Source organism: Microbacterium alkaliflavum (assembly GCF_044325405.1).
Lineage (GTDB): Bacteria > Actinomycetota > Actinomycetes > Actinomycetales > Microbacteriaceae > Microbacterium > Microbacterium alkaliflavum.
Genome location: NZ_JBIQWL010000001.1, coordinates 550,395 through 562,404 on the forward strand (window position 1 = coordinate 550,395; position 12,010 = coordinate 562,404).

Annotated in this window: 16 protein-coding genes; 7 read left to right on the forward strand and 9 right to left on the reverse strand. The window is 72.5% G+C overall.

The annotated features are described in order from the left end of the window. Positions 1-74 precede the first annotated feature (74 nt). Together ACH3VR_RS02250 and ACH3VR_RS02255 are read right to left on the reverse strand one after the other, a co-directional pair. Positions 75-1,385: an MFS transporter gene (locus ACH3VR_RS02250; protein WP_396639119.1), complete on the reverse strand. Its 1,311-nt coding sequence runs from the start codon at positions 1,383-1,385 to the stop codon at positions 75-77. A gap of 246 nt (positions 1,386-1,631) precedes the next feature. After that, complete coding sequence (locus ACH3VR_RS02255) at positions 1,632-2,294, reverse strand: helix-turn-helix domain-containing protein (RefSeq protein WP_396639120.1); 663 nt, start codon at positions 2,292-2,294, stop codon at positions 1,632-1,634. Between the two features lie 56 nt (positions 2,295-2,350). Here ACH3VR_RS02255 and ACH3VR_RS02260 point away from each other — a divergent pair, with 56 nt between their 5' ends. Together ACH3VR_RS02260 and ACH3VR_RS02265 are read left to right on the forward strand one after the other, a co-directional pair. Then, the gene (locus ACH3VR_RS02260; RefSeq protein WP_396639121.1) at positions 2,351-2,851 is read left to right on the forward strand and encodes a MogA/MoaB family molybdenum cofactor biosynthesis protein; all 501 of its coding nucleotides are present in this window, start codon (positions 2,351-2,353) and stop codon (positions 2,849-2,851) included. Next, positions 2,848-3,276 carry a molybdenum cofactor biosynthesis protein MoaE gene (locus tag ACH3VR_RS02265; RefSeq protein WP_396639122.1) on the forward strand — a complete coding sequence of 143 codons (429 nt, stop codon included), beginning with the start codon at positions 2,848-2,850 and terminating at the stop codon, positions 3,274-3,276. Before ACH3VR_RS02260 ends, ACH3VR_RS02265 begins: the two co-directional genes overlap by 4 nt. A gap of 252 nt (positions 3,277-3,528) precedes the next feature. Here ACH3VR_RS02265 and ACH3VR_RS02270 read toward each other — a convergent pair whose 3' ends face one another. From ACH3VR_RS02270 to ACH3VR_RS02295, 6 genes are read right to left on the reverse strand one after another with little or no spacing between them, the layout of a single operon-like run. Then, a complete protein-coding gene (locus ACH3VR_RS02270) occupies positions 3,529-3,762 on the reverse strand; it encodes a MoaD/ThiS family protein (protein ID WP_396639123.1) in 234 nt (77 codons plus the stop codon). Next, entirely contained in the window at positions 3,762-4,031 is a 270-nt protein-coding gene (locus ACH3VR_RS02275) for a DUF6457 domain-containing protein (RefSeq protein WP_396639124.1), read from the reverse strand. Before ACH3VR_RS02275 ends, ACH3VR_RS02270 begins: the two co-directional genes overlap by 1 nt. After that, complete coding sequence (mobA, locus tag ACH3VR_RS02280) at positions 4,028-4,675, reverse strand: molybdenum cofactor guanylyltransferase (protein WP_396639125.1); 648 nt, start codon at positions 4,673-4,675, stop codon at positions 4,028-4,030. Before mobA ends, ACH3VR_RS02275 begins: the two co-directional genes overlap by 4 nt. Then, positions 4,672-5,148, reverse strand: a complete 477-nt coding sequence (gene moaC / locus ACH3VR_RS02285; RefSeq protein WP_396639126.1) for a cyclic pyranopterin monophosphate synthase MoaC — start codon at positions 5,146-5,148, stop codon at positions 4,672-4,674. The genes mobA and moaC overlap by 4 nt, the downstream gene beginning before the upstream one ends. After that, positions 5,145-6,413 (reverse strand): molybdopterin molybdotransferase MoeA, encoded by a 1,269-nt coding sequence (locus tag ACH3VR_RS02290; protein WP_396639127.1) that lies wholly within the window; start codon positions 6,411-6,413, stop codon positions 5,145-5,147. The genes moaC and ACH3VR_RS02290 overlap by 4 nt, the downstream gene beginning before the upstream one ends. After that, positions 6,383-7,474: a ThiF family adenylyltransferase gene (locus tag ACH3VR_RS02295; protein ID WP_396639128.1), complete on the reverse strand. Its 1,092-nt coding sequence runs from the start codon at positions 7,472-7,474 to the stop codon at positions 6,383-6,385. The genes ACH3VR_RS02290 and ACH3VR_RS02295 overlap by 31 nt, the downstream gene beginning before the upstream one ends. A 133-nt stretch (positions 7,475-7,607) precedes the next feature. On the opposite strand from ACH3VR_RS02295, the gene ACH3VR_RS02300 reads away from it, so the two are divergent. From ACH3VR_RS02300 to ACH3VR_RS02320, 5 genes are read left to right on the forward strand one after another with little or no spacing between them, the layout of a single operon-like run. Further along, a complete protein-coding gene (locus tag ACH3VR_RS02300; RefSeq protein ID WP_396639129.1) occupies positions 7,608-8,006 on the forward strand; it encodes a TOBE domain-containing protein in 399 nt (132 codons plus the stop codon). Then, on the forward strand, positions 8,003-8,791 hold the full coding sequence (modA, locus tag ACH3VR_RS02305) for a molybdate ABC transporter substrate-binding protein (RefSeq protein ID WP_396639130.1): 789 nt from the start codon (positions 8,003-8,005) through the stop codon (positions 8,789-8,791). Before ACH3VR_RS02300 ends, modA begins: the two co-directional genes overlap by 4 nt. Then, positions 8,788-9,594, forward strand: coding sequence for an ABC transporter permease (locus tag ACH3VR_RS02310; RefSeq protein ID WP_396639131.1), 807 nt, complete (start codon positions 8,788-8,790; stop codon positions 9,592-9,594). The genes modA and ACH3VR_RS02310 overlap by 4 nt, the downstream gene beginning before the upstream one ends. After that, positions 9,591-10,850 carry a sulfate/molybdate ABC transporter ATP-binding protein gene (locus ACH3VR_RS02315; RefSeq protein ID WP_396639132.1) on the forward strand — a complete coding sequence of 420 codons (1,260 nt, stop codon included), beginning with the start codon at positions 9,591-9,593 and terminating at the stop codon, positions 10,848-10,850. The genes ACH3VR_RS02310 and ACH3VR_RS02315 overlap by 4 nt, the downstream gene beginning before the upstream one ends. Positions 10,851-10,859: 9 nt before the next feature. Further along, on the forward strand, positions 10,860-11,456 hold the full coding sequence (locus ACH3VR_RS02320) for a GNAT family N-acetyltransferase (RefSeq protein WP_396639133.1): 597 nt from the start codon (positions 10,860-10,862) through the stop codon (positions 11,454-11,456). Here ACH3VR_RS02320 and ACH3VR_RS02325 read toward each other — a convergent pair. Next, entirely contained in the window at positions 11,453-11,995 is a 543-nt protein-coding gene (locus ACH3VR_RS02325) for a GNAT family N-acetyltransferase (RefSeq protein WP_396639134.1), read from the reverse strand. The two genes, ACH3VR_RS02320 and ACH3VR_RS02325, sit on opposite strands and share 4 nt — an antisense overlap. Positions 11,996-12,010 lie beyond the last annotated feature (15 nt).

Consider the following 12,010-nt stretch of genomic DNA (forward strand, 5'->3'; position numbering starts at 1 on the left):
TCCTTCGGAGGCGGGCGGTCGGGGTCGGCGTCAACGCATCGCTGCGGCATCCAGCAGGACGCGGTCTGTGGGAGTCAGCTCTTCGCTTCGGCGCCCGGCCGCGCGTAGAACCACCACGTGAGGCCGGTGCACAAGACGCACCACACGGCGCAGACGACGAAGAACACGGTCGGGCTCACGGCCGAGAGGGCCATTCCGACGATGAAGGGGCCGAACGCCGCGACAGCCGACGTGAATCCGACGACGCCGCCCGCCTGGCGCTTGGGGAAGATCATCGGCATCTGCTTGAACGTGCCGGCGTTGCCGAAGCCAGCGAAGACGAAGATCGTGATCATGCCGGCGAGGAAGCCCCAGAACTCGTTGACGTCGGTCGGCGTGAGGAAGAAGAGCGTCAGGATCGTGCCGGCCGTCATGCCGATGCCCGAGATGAGGGTGAACGGTGCGCCGCCGAACCTGTCGCAGAGCGGGCCGGATGCCGCGCGCACGGCGGCGCCGACGGCGGGGCCGATCCAGGCGTAGGTGAGCGGGTCGGGGGCGTTCTCGAATCCGCCGTAAACGTTGACGATGATGAGACCCATCTGCGCGGCGAGGCCCGCGTAGGCGCCGAAGGTCATCATGTAGATCGCCGTCATGATCCACGTGTGCTTCAGGCGGAAGATGTCCATCTGCTCGCGGATGTTCGCCTTCACGGGCACACGCTTGAGGAAGACGAACCCGAGGATCGACGCGAGCACGGCCCAGGGGATGAGCACGAGGCCGCCGTTGTGCAGCCACATGTTCGCGCCCGCTGTCGTCGTCTGCGGGTCGAGGAACCACGTGCCGAACAGGCCGAACCCGATCACCCACGGGACGAGCACCTGCACGAGTCCGATGCCGAAGTTGCCGATGCCCGCCTGGAGGCCCAGCGCCGTGCCCTGCAGCCGCTTGGGGAAGAAGTAGCTGGTCGAGGGCATGTACCCCGCGAAGACTCCGCCGCCGATGCCGGCGGAGAACGCGAGGGCGAGAAGCACCCAATAGGGCGTCGACGTGTCGCGGACGGCGAGCGTCCAGCCGATCATCGGCAGCGCGAGCAGGAGCGAGCTCCAGCCGATGAGCCTGCGCGTGCCCACGATGGGCGGCAGGAACATGTAGCCGAATCGCAGGAGGCCGCCGGCGAGGCCCGGGATCGCCGCGAGCCAGTACAGCTGCACCGTGCTCAGGTCGAAGCCGATCGCCGTGAGCCGCGGTGCGATGGCGCTCACGAGGTACCACGTCGCGAATCCGAGCAGCAGCGAATAGGTGGTGATCCAGAGCGTGCGCCAGGCGAGCCGGGAGTCCCATGTGGCCTCGTTCTCCGGATCCCACGTGGTCAGATCAACGGGTGCTGGGCTGGTGATCGCGGACATCGCGCGCCTCCTCGGTGGACGGCCGCTGGGCCGTGCCCTCATTGAATCGCCGCGACTTGGCGCGCCGCCCGCCGTTCCGCCGTGGAAATTCACGGCTCCCGAAATCCGGGTCGCGTGATCGGCCGCAGCCCGTGCTCTCGCCGAGGTCACACGTTGTGTGCAGCGCGGATCGTGGGCGCTCGGCGAGAGCACGGGCTCTCGGCAGGTGAGTCGGCGGCGCCGCCGGTCACACCGTCCGACAGCGCATCAGGAGTCGCCGGATGCCTCGTCCGAGGCGGCGGCGCCGGGTGCGGCATCCATCCGCGTGAGCATGAGCCGGCACGTGTGGGGCGTCACGAGGGGAAGGAGACGATCGACCTCGAGCGGCCCGCCGGCGCGATGCAGGACATCGCGTACGAGCTCGGCGTGGACGTGGCACAGCACGGTCATGCGGTCGCTCACGAGGTCGTGGAACGCGCACGGCGCGAGCTCCACCGTCAGGGTCTTCTCGTCGATCTGCGGCTCGAGTCCGACGTCGTCGAGGTGCTCGTACAGGGCGTCGAGCTGGTGCGTCACGGCGTCGTCGTCGGCGCTCGCGGCGTCGCCCTCGTGCAGGATGACGGTGCGCATGAGGTCGCCGTGCCGCTTGGCGTCTTCGATGCGCTTGTCGGCGACGGGGTTCTCCTGCCCCGCACGCGCTGGTTCGAAGATGTCGCGCGGACGCCCACGGGTGCCGCGGTGCTCGGCGACCCGCACGACGAAACCCTCCGCCTCGAGCACGCGGAGATGATCGCGAAGCGTGTTCTCGTGAAGGCCCGTGGCCGCCGCGAGCTGTGCGAGGCTCTGCCCCGGACTCTCGAGGAGCTCGTGCATGACATGGAGCCGGCTGGGCTGAGCCAGACCGCGATAGTCGTCGACACGACGGGGCACGCTTCGATTATCCTCCCGGGCCCCGGCCGCTCGCCGGGCGGATCTAGGCTGAGGGGATGAGCTATCCGGCTGCCGTCATCACCGTGTCGGACCGGTCGGCCGCGGGACAGCGCGCCGACACGGCGGGACCCGTCGCCGTCTCCGAGCTCGTGCGCGCCGGCTTCTCGTGCGACGAGGCGATCGTCGTGCCCGACGGCGCGGACAGCGTCGAGCGGGCCTTGTGGGCCGTTCTCGCGGGCGGCGCGCGCCTCGTCGTCACGACGGGCGGCACGGGTGTGGGGCCTCGCGACGAGACGCCCGAGGGCAGTGCGCGCGTCATCGGCCGTGAGGTTCCCGGCATCGCGGAGGAGCTGCGGCGCATCGGCGCGTCCGAGACGCCGGGCGGCATGCTGTCGCGCGGCCGGTCGGGAATCGTCGACCCCGTGCCCGGTGTGACGAAGGGTGCGCTCGTCGTGAACCTCCCGGGATCGCCGAAGGCCGTGGCATCCGGAATCCCCGTCGTGATCTCCGTGGCGCGCCACGTCATCGAACAGCTCGCGGGCGGAGACCACGCATGAGCGGCGTGCGGCTCGCGGCGATCAGCGATCGCCCCCTCGACATCGAGGCGCACCTTGCGGCCGTCTCGGATCCCACGATGGGCGCCGAGACGTCGTTCGTCGGTCGCGTGCGCGATCACGATCCGGATGCCGCGTCCGCCGTCGTCGCGCTCGAATACTCGGCGCACCCCGACGCGGAGGCCGCGCTGTACCGCATCGCGTCCGACGCGATCGGCTCGTCCGACGCGGTCGTCGCCGTGAGCCACCGCATCGGCCGGCTCGCCGTCGGCGACGCCGCCGTCGTCATCGCCGTATCGTCGGGACACCGCGCCGAGGCCTTCGAGGTGTGCCGCACGATCATCGAGACGATCAAGACCGACCTGCCTGTGTGGAAGCGCCAGGTCGAGTCCGACGGCACGACGGCGTGGAAGGGCCTCGGCGGGTAGCCGGGTTCTGAGGCTTCGCCCGCGGCGTTGTGCGGGTGTGCTGGGTGTCGACCCGCGGGATGCCGCGGGGGAGCGACGTTCTGCGTGCGGGCTTGGGCTTCGCCCGCGGCGTTGTGCGGGTGTGCTCGGCGCCGACCCGCAGGATGCCGCGGGGAAGTCGTCGCCTCGGGTCAGCGTGAGTTCGCCCGCGGCGTTGTGCGGGTGTGCTGGGTGTCGACCCGCGGGATGCCGCGGGGGAGCCGTCGCCTCGGGTCAGCCGCCGGCGAAGGGCGGCAGCACGTCGACGAGCTCGTCGGACGCGAGGGCCGTGTCGTCGTCGACGCGGGCACCGCCCACGAGCACGGCGCAGCGCGGCAGGATGCCGCCGAGCCCCGGGTGGTCGGCGGCGACGGCGGCGCGGAGGGCGCCGAGCGTCGTCTCCGGACGCTGCTCGACCTCGAGGCCGGTCGCCTCTGCGGCGGCGGCGAAGTAGCGGACGCGCGCCATCAGGCCTCCCAGCCCTTGGCCATCTCGGTGACGATCGCGACGGCCGCCTCGACGTCGGCCTGGGAGCCGCCGGCGCGTCCCGCGACGAGTCCGGCGACGAATGCGCTCAGCGGTGCGGCGGGGCGCGCGACGCCGTTCGCGACGTCGCGGGCGAGGTCGAGGATGAGGCTGATCGGCACCTCGCCGTCGGAGAGTCCGAATCGCTCGCTGAGGGCTGCGGCCCATGCGTCGAGCGCCTCGGGCGGAAGGGTGCGGGATGCCTCGGTCATGACTCCTCCTCGACGGCGTCGCCCGCTCTCGCGCGGGCCCTCTTGAGATCCTCCCACGTGTCGACGTCGTCGGTCAGGTCCGCCGATGCCGCGATCGCCGCGATCGCGAGATCGGCCACGAGATCGCGCACCGGGGCGTCGCGGCCCGCGTCGGGCATGGCGGCAGCGGCGGCCCTCAGGGCCGTTGTGCGGTAGAGGCCGGTGAGCCACTGCGGCCTGCTCGAGGGATCGGCGAGGCAGGCGCCGTCGGTGTCGGAGGGCAGGAGCAGGATGTCTGCACTGAGCCGCTCGACGGCGGCGTCGACGCGAGGGAGGTCGCATGCCAGCAGGAACGTCCACTCGGGCTCGGGCTCCCACGCGGCGACCGGCGCGAATGCGGCGACCACGCCTGCCACCGGTCCGCCGAAGGGCGGGTCCTCGCGCACCCAGGTGACCGCGGAGGCTCCGTCGCGCCCAGTGGCGGGCCCGGTGTCGGGCCGCGGTGCGGCGACGACGACCGGATTCGCACCGACGGCGACGACCGCGGCAATCGTGCGGGCCAGCAGAGTCTGACCGCCGACCTCGAACAGGGGCTTTGCGGCCCCGTCGACGCGGCTGGCGCGTCCGCCGGCGAGGAGGATCGCGCCGAACGTGGGACCCGTCATCGTTCGTCGGGGCGGGTCCACGAGCCGGACCGGCCGCCTTCCTTCGCCGTGATCCGCACGTGCTCGATGGAGGTCGCCTTGTCGAGGCCCTTCACCATGTCGACGATCGCGAGAGCGGCGACCGAGACGGCCATCAGGGCCTCCATCTCGACGCCCGTGCGATCGGCGGTGCGCACGGTGGCCTCGACCTCGACGCCGTCGTCGACGATGACGAGGTCGACGGCCGCGCCGTGCACGCCGATGACGTGCGCGAGGGGAAGAAGGTCGGGCGTGCGCTTGGCCGCCTGGATGCCGGCGATCCGCGCGACGGCGAGCACGTCGCCCTTCGGCACGGTCCCATCGCGGAGAGCGGCGACGACGTCGGGGGAGCAGCGCACGAAGCCTCGCGCCGTCGCGGCGCGGACGGTCGGCTGCTTCGCGGTGACGTCGACCATGCGGGCGCGGCCGGACTCGTCGAGGTGGGTGAAGCTCATGGCATCAGCATGACATCGACGAGCTGACCCGGCTCGACGGCGTCGGCCTCCGCGGGCACCACGGCGTACGCCTCGGCGCGCGCAAGGCCGCCCGCGAGGTGCGACCCCGAGCCGCCCGCCGTCGCGGGGCGCACCGTCCATCGCGCAGGATCGGTGCGGTCGATCGCAGCGGGGAGGTACTGTCGGCGTCCGGGCGGGGTGCGCCAGGCCGTCGCGGCAGGCAGCCTGAGCAGCGGACGGTGCAGGTCGGCACGCCCCTGGAGCGCGAGGAGCGCCGGGCGCACGAAGACCTCGAACGAGACCGCCGCGCTCACCGGGTTGCCCGGAAGGCCGAAGAGCAGCATCCCGTCGTCCGTGACGCCGAAGCCCTGCGGCTTGCCGGGCTGCATGCGCACCTTCGTGAACTCCATCGCTCCGGCGAGCGTCGTCTTGACGGGCTCGTACGCCCCCGCGCTGACGCCGCCCGTGAAGACGACGGCATCGGCGCCGAGAAGGGATGCCTCCGCCACGGCGCGCAGCGGTCCATCGCCGTCGTCGGGGACGGTGAGCCGCAGCACGACCTCGGCGCCGGCGCCGGCGACGAGCCCAGCGAGCAGCTCGCTGTTCGACTCGGGGATCTGCCCATGCGCGAGAGACGATCCGGGCGGCACGAGCTCGGAGCCCGTCGATACGACCGCGACCCGTGGCGCGCGGGATACGACGACGTCGGCGACTCCGGCAGCCGCCGCGGCCGCGAGCTGCAGGGGCCCGAGCACGACGCCCGGCGCGATGAGCTCGTCGCCCACGACGGCATCCTCGCCGCGACGGCGGATATGGGCACCCACCGCCTTGGGAGAGGTGCGCACCGTGATCGACCCGAGCGAGTCGGCGAGGCCGCCCGCGGTGTCTTCGAAGGGCACGATGGCATCGGCCGCCGCCGGGACGGGCGACCCCGTCATGATGCGCGCCGCTTCCCCGGCCTCGAGCGCAGGGTCGAGGCTCGTCCCGGCAGGAAGGTCGGCGACGACCCGCAGCGTGACAGGCTGTGCCGCGGCATCCCGGACATCCGCGAACCGCACTGCGAAGCCGTCCATGGCGGAGTTGTCGAAGACCGGGATGTCGACGAGGGCTCGGACGGGCTCGCGCAGCGTGCGCCCGAGTGCGGCCGGCACGGGCATCGTCACGGCCTCGACGGGGGAGACACGCGCGAGGATCAGCGCCTGCTGCTCCTCGACCTCGCGCAGTCCGTCGGCGCTCACGCGGTGACCCGCGTCGCGCCCGCCCATGCCTCGATGCCGCCCGTGAGCACGGCGGCGTCGATGCCGACGTCGCGCAGGGCCTGGGCGGCACGCCGCGCGCGTACCCCTGCCTGGCAGACGACGACGACCCGATCCGCGCCGAGGAGCGCGGTCGGATCGGCGAGCACGGCACCGAGCGGCACATGGCGCGAGCCGGGGATCATGCCCGTCGCGACCTCGTCGAGCTCGCGCACGTCGAGGATCAGGGCGCCCTCGAGGGCATCGGGGTCGACGTGCGGCACCCGCGCCGCCGCGGCCGGGGGCGGGGCCGAGACCGGCATGCGCGAAGCGCGCAGCGGCACTTCGTGCTGGCGTGCGCGCAGCCCGTCGACAACGAGCACGCGTCCGAGCAGGGGCTCGCCGACACCCGTCACGAGCTTGATCGCCTCGGTCGCCATGAGCGATCCGATCTGCAGGCACAGCACGCCGAGCACGCCGACGTCGGAGCAGGTTGGAACGTCTCCGACGCTTCCAGGCGGGTAGAGGTCGCCCAGCGAGACCGGCGCGACCCCGAGCGGCGGCTCGTTCCAGAACACCGTGACCTGCGCGTCCCAGCCCTGCACGGTGCCCCACACGAGCGGCACGCCGAGCGTCTCGCAGGCGGATGCCACGGCTTCGCGCGTGTCGAACGTGTCGGTGCCGTCGAGCACGAGGTGCGCCCCGGCCAGGAGACGCGTCGCGTTGTCGGGCGTGAGCCGCTCCCGCACGGGGCGGACGACCGTCTCGGGGGAGAGTCCGGCGGCGGCGCGGACGGCGCTGTCGACCTTGGGAGAGCCCAGGTCGTCGAGGCGGTGGAGGAGCTGCCGCTGCAGATTCGAGTGCTCGACGCTGTCGTGATCGATCACGACGAGCTCGCCGACCCCCGCGGCCGCGAGGGCGAGCACGACGGGGGAGCCGAGACCGCCGGCGCCGACGACGGCGATCCGGGCAGCGGCGAGGCGGCGCTGGGCGACGTCACCGAACCCTGCGAGGCGAGTGTGCCTGGCCGTGCGCGAGCGCTCCGCGTCGCTCAGCGCGGCGACGGGCTCGACCAGGGGCGGAAGGGCCATGGCACCAGGGTAATCGCCACCGCCGACACCGAGTTCGGAGTGAGCGAGGATACGGTCGGTACTGTCGAATATCGGACGCAGATGCGGTGAAATCGAGCGCAAATCACCGTATCTGCGGTGATACCGTCGCTGTATGCCCAGCTACAAGATCGCCGAGGCCGCGCGGCTCCTGGGTGTCAGCGACGACACCGTGCGGCGCTGGATCGATCACGGCGTGCTCGCGACGACTGACGCGATCCCCGCAGAGATCCCGGGGGAGGCGCTCGCCGAGCGGGCCGTCGAGGTCGCGCGCACGGCATCCGATCCCACCGATGTGCTCTCCAGCGCCCGCAACCGCTTCGTCGGTCTCGTGACCCGGGTTCAGGCCGACGGGATCATGGCCCAGGTCGACATCCAGGCCGGCCCGCACCGGGTCGTCTCGCTGCTCTCGGCCGAGGCCGTCCGCGATCTCGGACTCGAAGTCGGATCGCTCGCAGTCGCGGTCGTGAAAGCCACGAACGTCATCGTCGAAACCCCCAAGGAGACCCGTTGAAGCGCATCGCCTCCGTCCTCGCCCTCGCCTCGATCGCCGTGCTCGGCGGCTGCGCATCCCAGCCCTCGGCCGCGCCCGAGGCCACGGCCTCGACGCCCGCAGCAGACGACCTGACCGGGCAGCTCACCATCTACGCGGCGGCCTCGCTCAAGACGGCGTTCGACGAGCTGGCGACGGAGTTCGAGGCGCAGCATCCCGGTGTCGATGTCGTGCCGATCGTCTACGACGGCTCGAGCACGCTCGCGACGCAGCTCATCGAGGGCGCCCCCGCGGACGTCTTCGCGTCGGCCGACGAGGCGAACATGCAGAAGGTCGTCGATGCGGGGCTCGCGAGCGGGCCGGAGTTGTTCGCGACCAACACGCTCGTCATCGCGACGCCGAAGGGCAACCCGGGCGACGTGGAAGACCTCAGCGACCTCGCCGACGACAGCGTCACCGTCGTGCTCTGCGCCCCAGAAGTGCCGTGCGGTGCGGCATCCCAGAAGCTCATCTCCAACGCCGGCCTCACGGTGACCCCCGCGAGCTACGAGCAGAACGTCACCGCCGTGCTCACGAAGGTCGCGGCGGGCGAGGCCGACGCCGGCCTCGTCTACGTGACCGACGTCAAGGGCCGCGACGACGTCGACTCGATCGTCCCCGAGGGCGCGTCCGACGTCGTCAACAAGTACCCGATCGTCGCGCTGAAGGATGCCGCGAACCCCGACGCGGCTGCCGCGTTCGCCGAGTTCTTGCTCGGCACCCAGGGCCAGGAGGTGCTCGCGGGGCTCGGATTCGGAGCTCCGTGAGTCGCGGCGAGACCCGAGGCTTCGTCCCGCAGATCCTCCTTCTGCCGGCGATCCTCGGGCTCGCACTGCTCGTCCTGCCCCTTGTGACGCTCGTCGCCCGGGTGGACTGGTCGACGCTCTGGGCCGACGTCACCTCGCCTCAGGCGATCTCGGCGCTGCTGCTGTCGCTCGGCACGGGGCTGGCCGCGACCCTCGTCTGCGTAGTGCTCGGTGTTCCGCTGGCGCTGGTCATCGCGCGCAGCTCCACCCGGACGGCGGGCGTGCTCCGGGCCGTCGTGACCGTGCCGCTCGTGCTGCCGCCCATGGTCGGCGGCATCGCGCTCCTCTTCCTCTTCGGCCGGTCGAGCTGGCTCGGCGGCGTGCTCGGCGAATGGGGCATCCGCATCCCGTTCACGACGACCGCCGTCGTGCTCGCCCAGACGTTCGTCGCGCTGCCGTTCCTCGTGCTCGCGGTCGAGGGCTCGCTGCGCACGACCGGGGTCGGCTACGAGCAGACCGCTGCGGCGCTCGGCGCGGGCCGCTGGACGATCCTGCGCCGCATCACGCTTCCGCTCGCGGGCCCCGGCCTGATCGCAGGCGTCATCCTGTGCTTCGCCCGCGCGATCGGCGAGTTCGGCGCGACGGCGCTGTTCGCGGGCAACGCGCCGGGTATCACGCAGACCATGCCCCTCGCGATCTACACGGCGTTCAACGGCGCAGGAGTGACGCAGGGGACAGCGGTCGCGCTGTCCCTGCTCCTGCTCGTCACCGCCATCGCCGTGCTCCTCCTCGTGCGCGCGTGGCGCCCGGAGACCCCGCGATGACCGGCGCAGCGCTCGACGCGCGGATCGTCGTCGCCCGGCACGGGTTCGAGCTCGATGCGGCTCTGTCGGCCCAGGCGGGCGAGGCCGTCGCGATCATGGGTCCGAGCGGAGCCGGCAAGTCCACTCTCCTCGGCGCGCTCGCGGGTCTCGTCGCGATCCACGAGGGGCACGTCCGGCTGGGAGAGCGGACACTGGATGCCGCGCCCCGCCCGCGCACCCACGTCACGCCGTCGGAGCGCGGTGTCGTGCTGCTGGGTCAGGACCCGCGGGTGTTCCCGCACCTGAGCGCGCGCGACAACGTCGCGTTCGGTCCGATCGCGCGGGGCGTTGTCCGCGCCTCGGCCGCCTCGGCCGCCGAGGAGTGGCTCCACCGCGTGGGACTCGGGGGGATGGGCGATCGGAGGCCGGCACAGCTCTCCGGGGGCCAGCAGCAGCGGGTCGCGATCGCCCGCGCGCTCGCGACCGAGCCCTCGGCGCTGCTGCTCGACGAGCCGTTCACGTCGCTCGACGTCGAGACGGCGGGCGACATCCGGGCGATGCTGCGCGAGCAGCTCACCGCGACCGGGACGACTGCGGTCGTGGCCACGCACGACGCCGTCGACGCCGTGTCGGTCGCCGACCGGCTCGTCGTGCTCGAGGCCGGGCGTGTGACCCAGGCCGGGCTCGTCCGCGACGTGCTCGCCGCGCCGGCGTCGCGATTCGTCGCGTCGGTGTCCGGACTCAATCGGGTGCTCGGGAGAGCCGATGGGGGGTGGTGGCGGAGCGGAGCGCTGGTCCTCGCCGCGCCACCGGAGGCGTCTGCTCCTGCGGGATCGGGCGCCCCGGCGCCCGCCGTGACGGTGGCCGGGGGGCAAGCCGTCGCGGCGGGAACGTCGGGGGCGGCGTCGGCGTGGGGGCCGGCGCCGCCTGAGCCGGGCTCGGACTCGTCGGCTGCGGGGCCGGCGCCGCCTGAGCCGGGAACGTCGGGCCCGTCGGCTGCCGTGTTCGCGCCGGGGGCGGTGCGGCTCGAGCGTGCCTCGGACCGGGATGCGGCATCCGGTGTCGGCGAGTGGATCGCCACCGTCGTGCGCCTCGAGCAGACGCCTGGCGGTGTACGTGTGCGGACGAGCGATCCCGACGTCGCCGCCGACCTCACAGCCGATCGCGCCGCGGGCCTCGCTCCGGGCGCGCGGGTGCGGCTGCGCGTCGATCCCGCCGACGTGCGCTTCCTGCGGGAGCTGTGGGATCGCTCCCACAGCACATCCCGACTGCCCTAGACTCGCCGCGTGACGCGGATCCGCCCCTTCCGACCCGGCGACGAGCCGGCGCTCGCCGACATCTGCCTCAAGACCGCCGACGACGGCGTCGATGCGACGGGAGTGCTCGACGACGATGCGATCTGGGCCGAGATCTTCGTGCTGCCGTACGTCGCGCGGCATCCGGATCTCGCCTTCGTCGTCGAGACCGATGACGAGCGCGTGGTCGGCTACATCGTGTGCGCGCCCGACACCGACGGGTTCGAGGAGTGGTTCTCAGGAGAGTGGTGGCCGCAGTTCGCGGAGCGATGGCCGAAGCCTGCCGCGGAGCATTCGCGCCAGGACGGCATCCTCCTCTATGCCTACGGCCGCCGCCCCCGTGCCGAGCCCTTTTCGCAGGGCTTCCCGGCGCATCTGCACATCGACCTGCTGCCCGAGCTGCAGGGTCAGGGATTCGGGCGCCGGCTCATCGATACGTTGATCGCCGCGCTGCGCGAGGGCGGCGTGACGGGCCTGCACCTGGTCGCCTCGTCGGGGAACACGGGGGCGCTCGTGTTCTACCCGCGTCTCGGGTTCTCGCCGCTGCCGTCGCACGACGGCGTGCAGGCATTCGGGATGGCGCTCTAGCGATCACCCAGGTCGCGCACGCGCCGCCGCTCGTGCAGCGCGTGCGCCTGGCGGCCGCCCACGATGCGGTCATCGACCTTGGCCGCGCCATCCTCGATCCAGCCGTGCCGCTCGTAGAAGGATGCCGCGCGCTCGTTGCCCTCGAGATACCAGAGGTGCGCGCTGTGGAAGCCGCTGCGGATCAGGAAGCGCTCCGAGGCGACCATGAGCGCGTGTCCGACGCCGGTCGACCAGTGGCGGGGAAGCGCGTAGAGCGCGTAGACCTCGCCGGTGTCGCCCGCATCGGGGTCGCGCGAGGGTCCGACGGCGGCCCAGCCGGCGAGCTCCCCGCCCACCTCGGCGACGAACTCGCGGGTGCGCGGATCGGCGTGGTTCTCGTCCCAGTGCAGCGCCCGCCGCTCGGTCTCGCGCTCGAGATCCAGCCCGTCGAGCACCTCCTGCGCGATGAGTCCCGCGTAGGCGACGCGCCACGTCTCGATGCGCACCGTCGCGATCGCGCGGGCGTCGGCGCCCGTCGCGGTGCGCACGACGACGGTCATGGCCTCACGCTATGC

Coding starts and splice junctions, on each gene's coding strand:
- ACH3VR_RS02250 (WP_396639119.1), bottom strand. CDS start 1,385: ATGTCCGCGATCACCAGCCCAGCACCCGTTGATCTGACCACGTGGGAT.
- ACH3VR_RS02260 (WP_396639121.1), top strand. CDS start 2,351: ATGAGCTATCCGGCTGCCGTCATCACCGTGTCGGACCGGTCGGCCGCG.
- ACH3VR_RS02265 (WP_396639122.1), top strand. CDS start 2,848: ATGAGCGGCGTGCGGCTCGCGGCGATCAGCGATCGCCCCCTCGACATC.
- ACH3VR_RS02270 (WP_396639123.1), bottom strand. CDS start 3,762: ATGGCGCGCGTCCGCTACTTCGCCGCCGCCGCAGAGGCGACCGGCCTC.
- ACH3VR_RS02275 (WP_396639124.1), bottom strand. CDS start 4,031: ATGACCGAGGCATCCCGCACCCTTCCGCCCGAGGCGCTCGACGCATGG.
- mobA (WP_396639125.1), bottom strand. CDS start 4,675: ATGACGGGTCCCACGTTCGGCGCGATCCTCCTCGCCGGCGGACGCGCC.
- moaC (WP_396639126.1), bottom strand. CDS start 5,148: ATGAGCTTCACCCACCTCGACGAGTCCGGCCGCGCCCGCATGGTCGAC.
- ACH3VR_RS02290 (WP_396639127.1), bottom strand. CDS start 6,413: ATGGGCGGGCGCGACGCGGGTCACCGCGTGAGCGCCGACGGACTGCGC.
- ACH3VR_RS02295 (WP_396639128.1), bottom strand. CDS start 7,474: ATGGCCCTTCCGCCCCTGGTCGAGCCCGTCGCCGCGCTGAGCGACGCG.
- ACH3VR_RS02300 (WP_396639129.1), top strand. CDS start 7,608: ATGCCCAGCTACAAGATCGCCGAGGCCGCGCGGCTCCTGGGTGTCAGC.
- ACH3VR_RS02315 (WP_396639132.1), top strand. CDS start 9,591: ATGACCGGCGCAGCGCTCGACGCGCGGATCGTCGTCGCCCGGCACGGG.
- ACH3VR_RS02325 (WP_396639134.1), bottom strand. CDS start 11,995: ATGACCGTCGTCGTGCGCACCGCGACGGGCGCCGACGCCCGCGCGATC.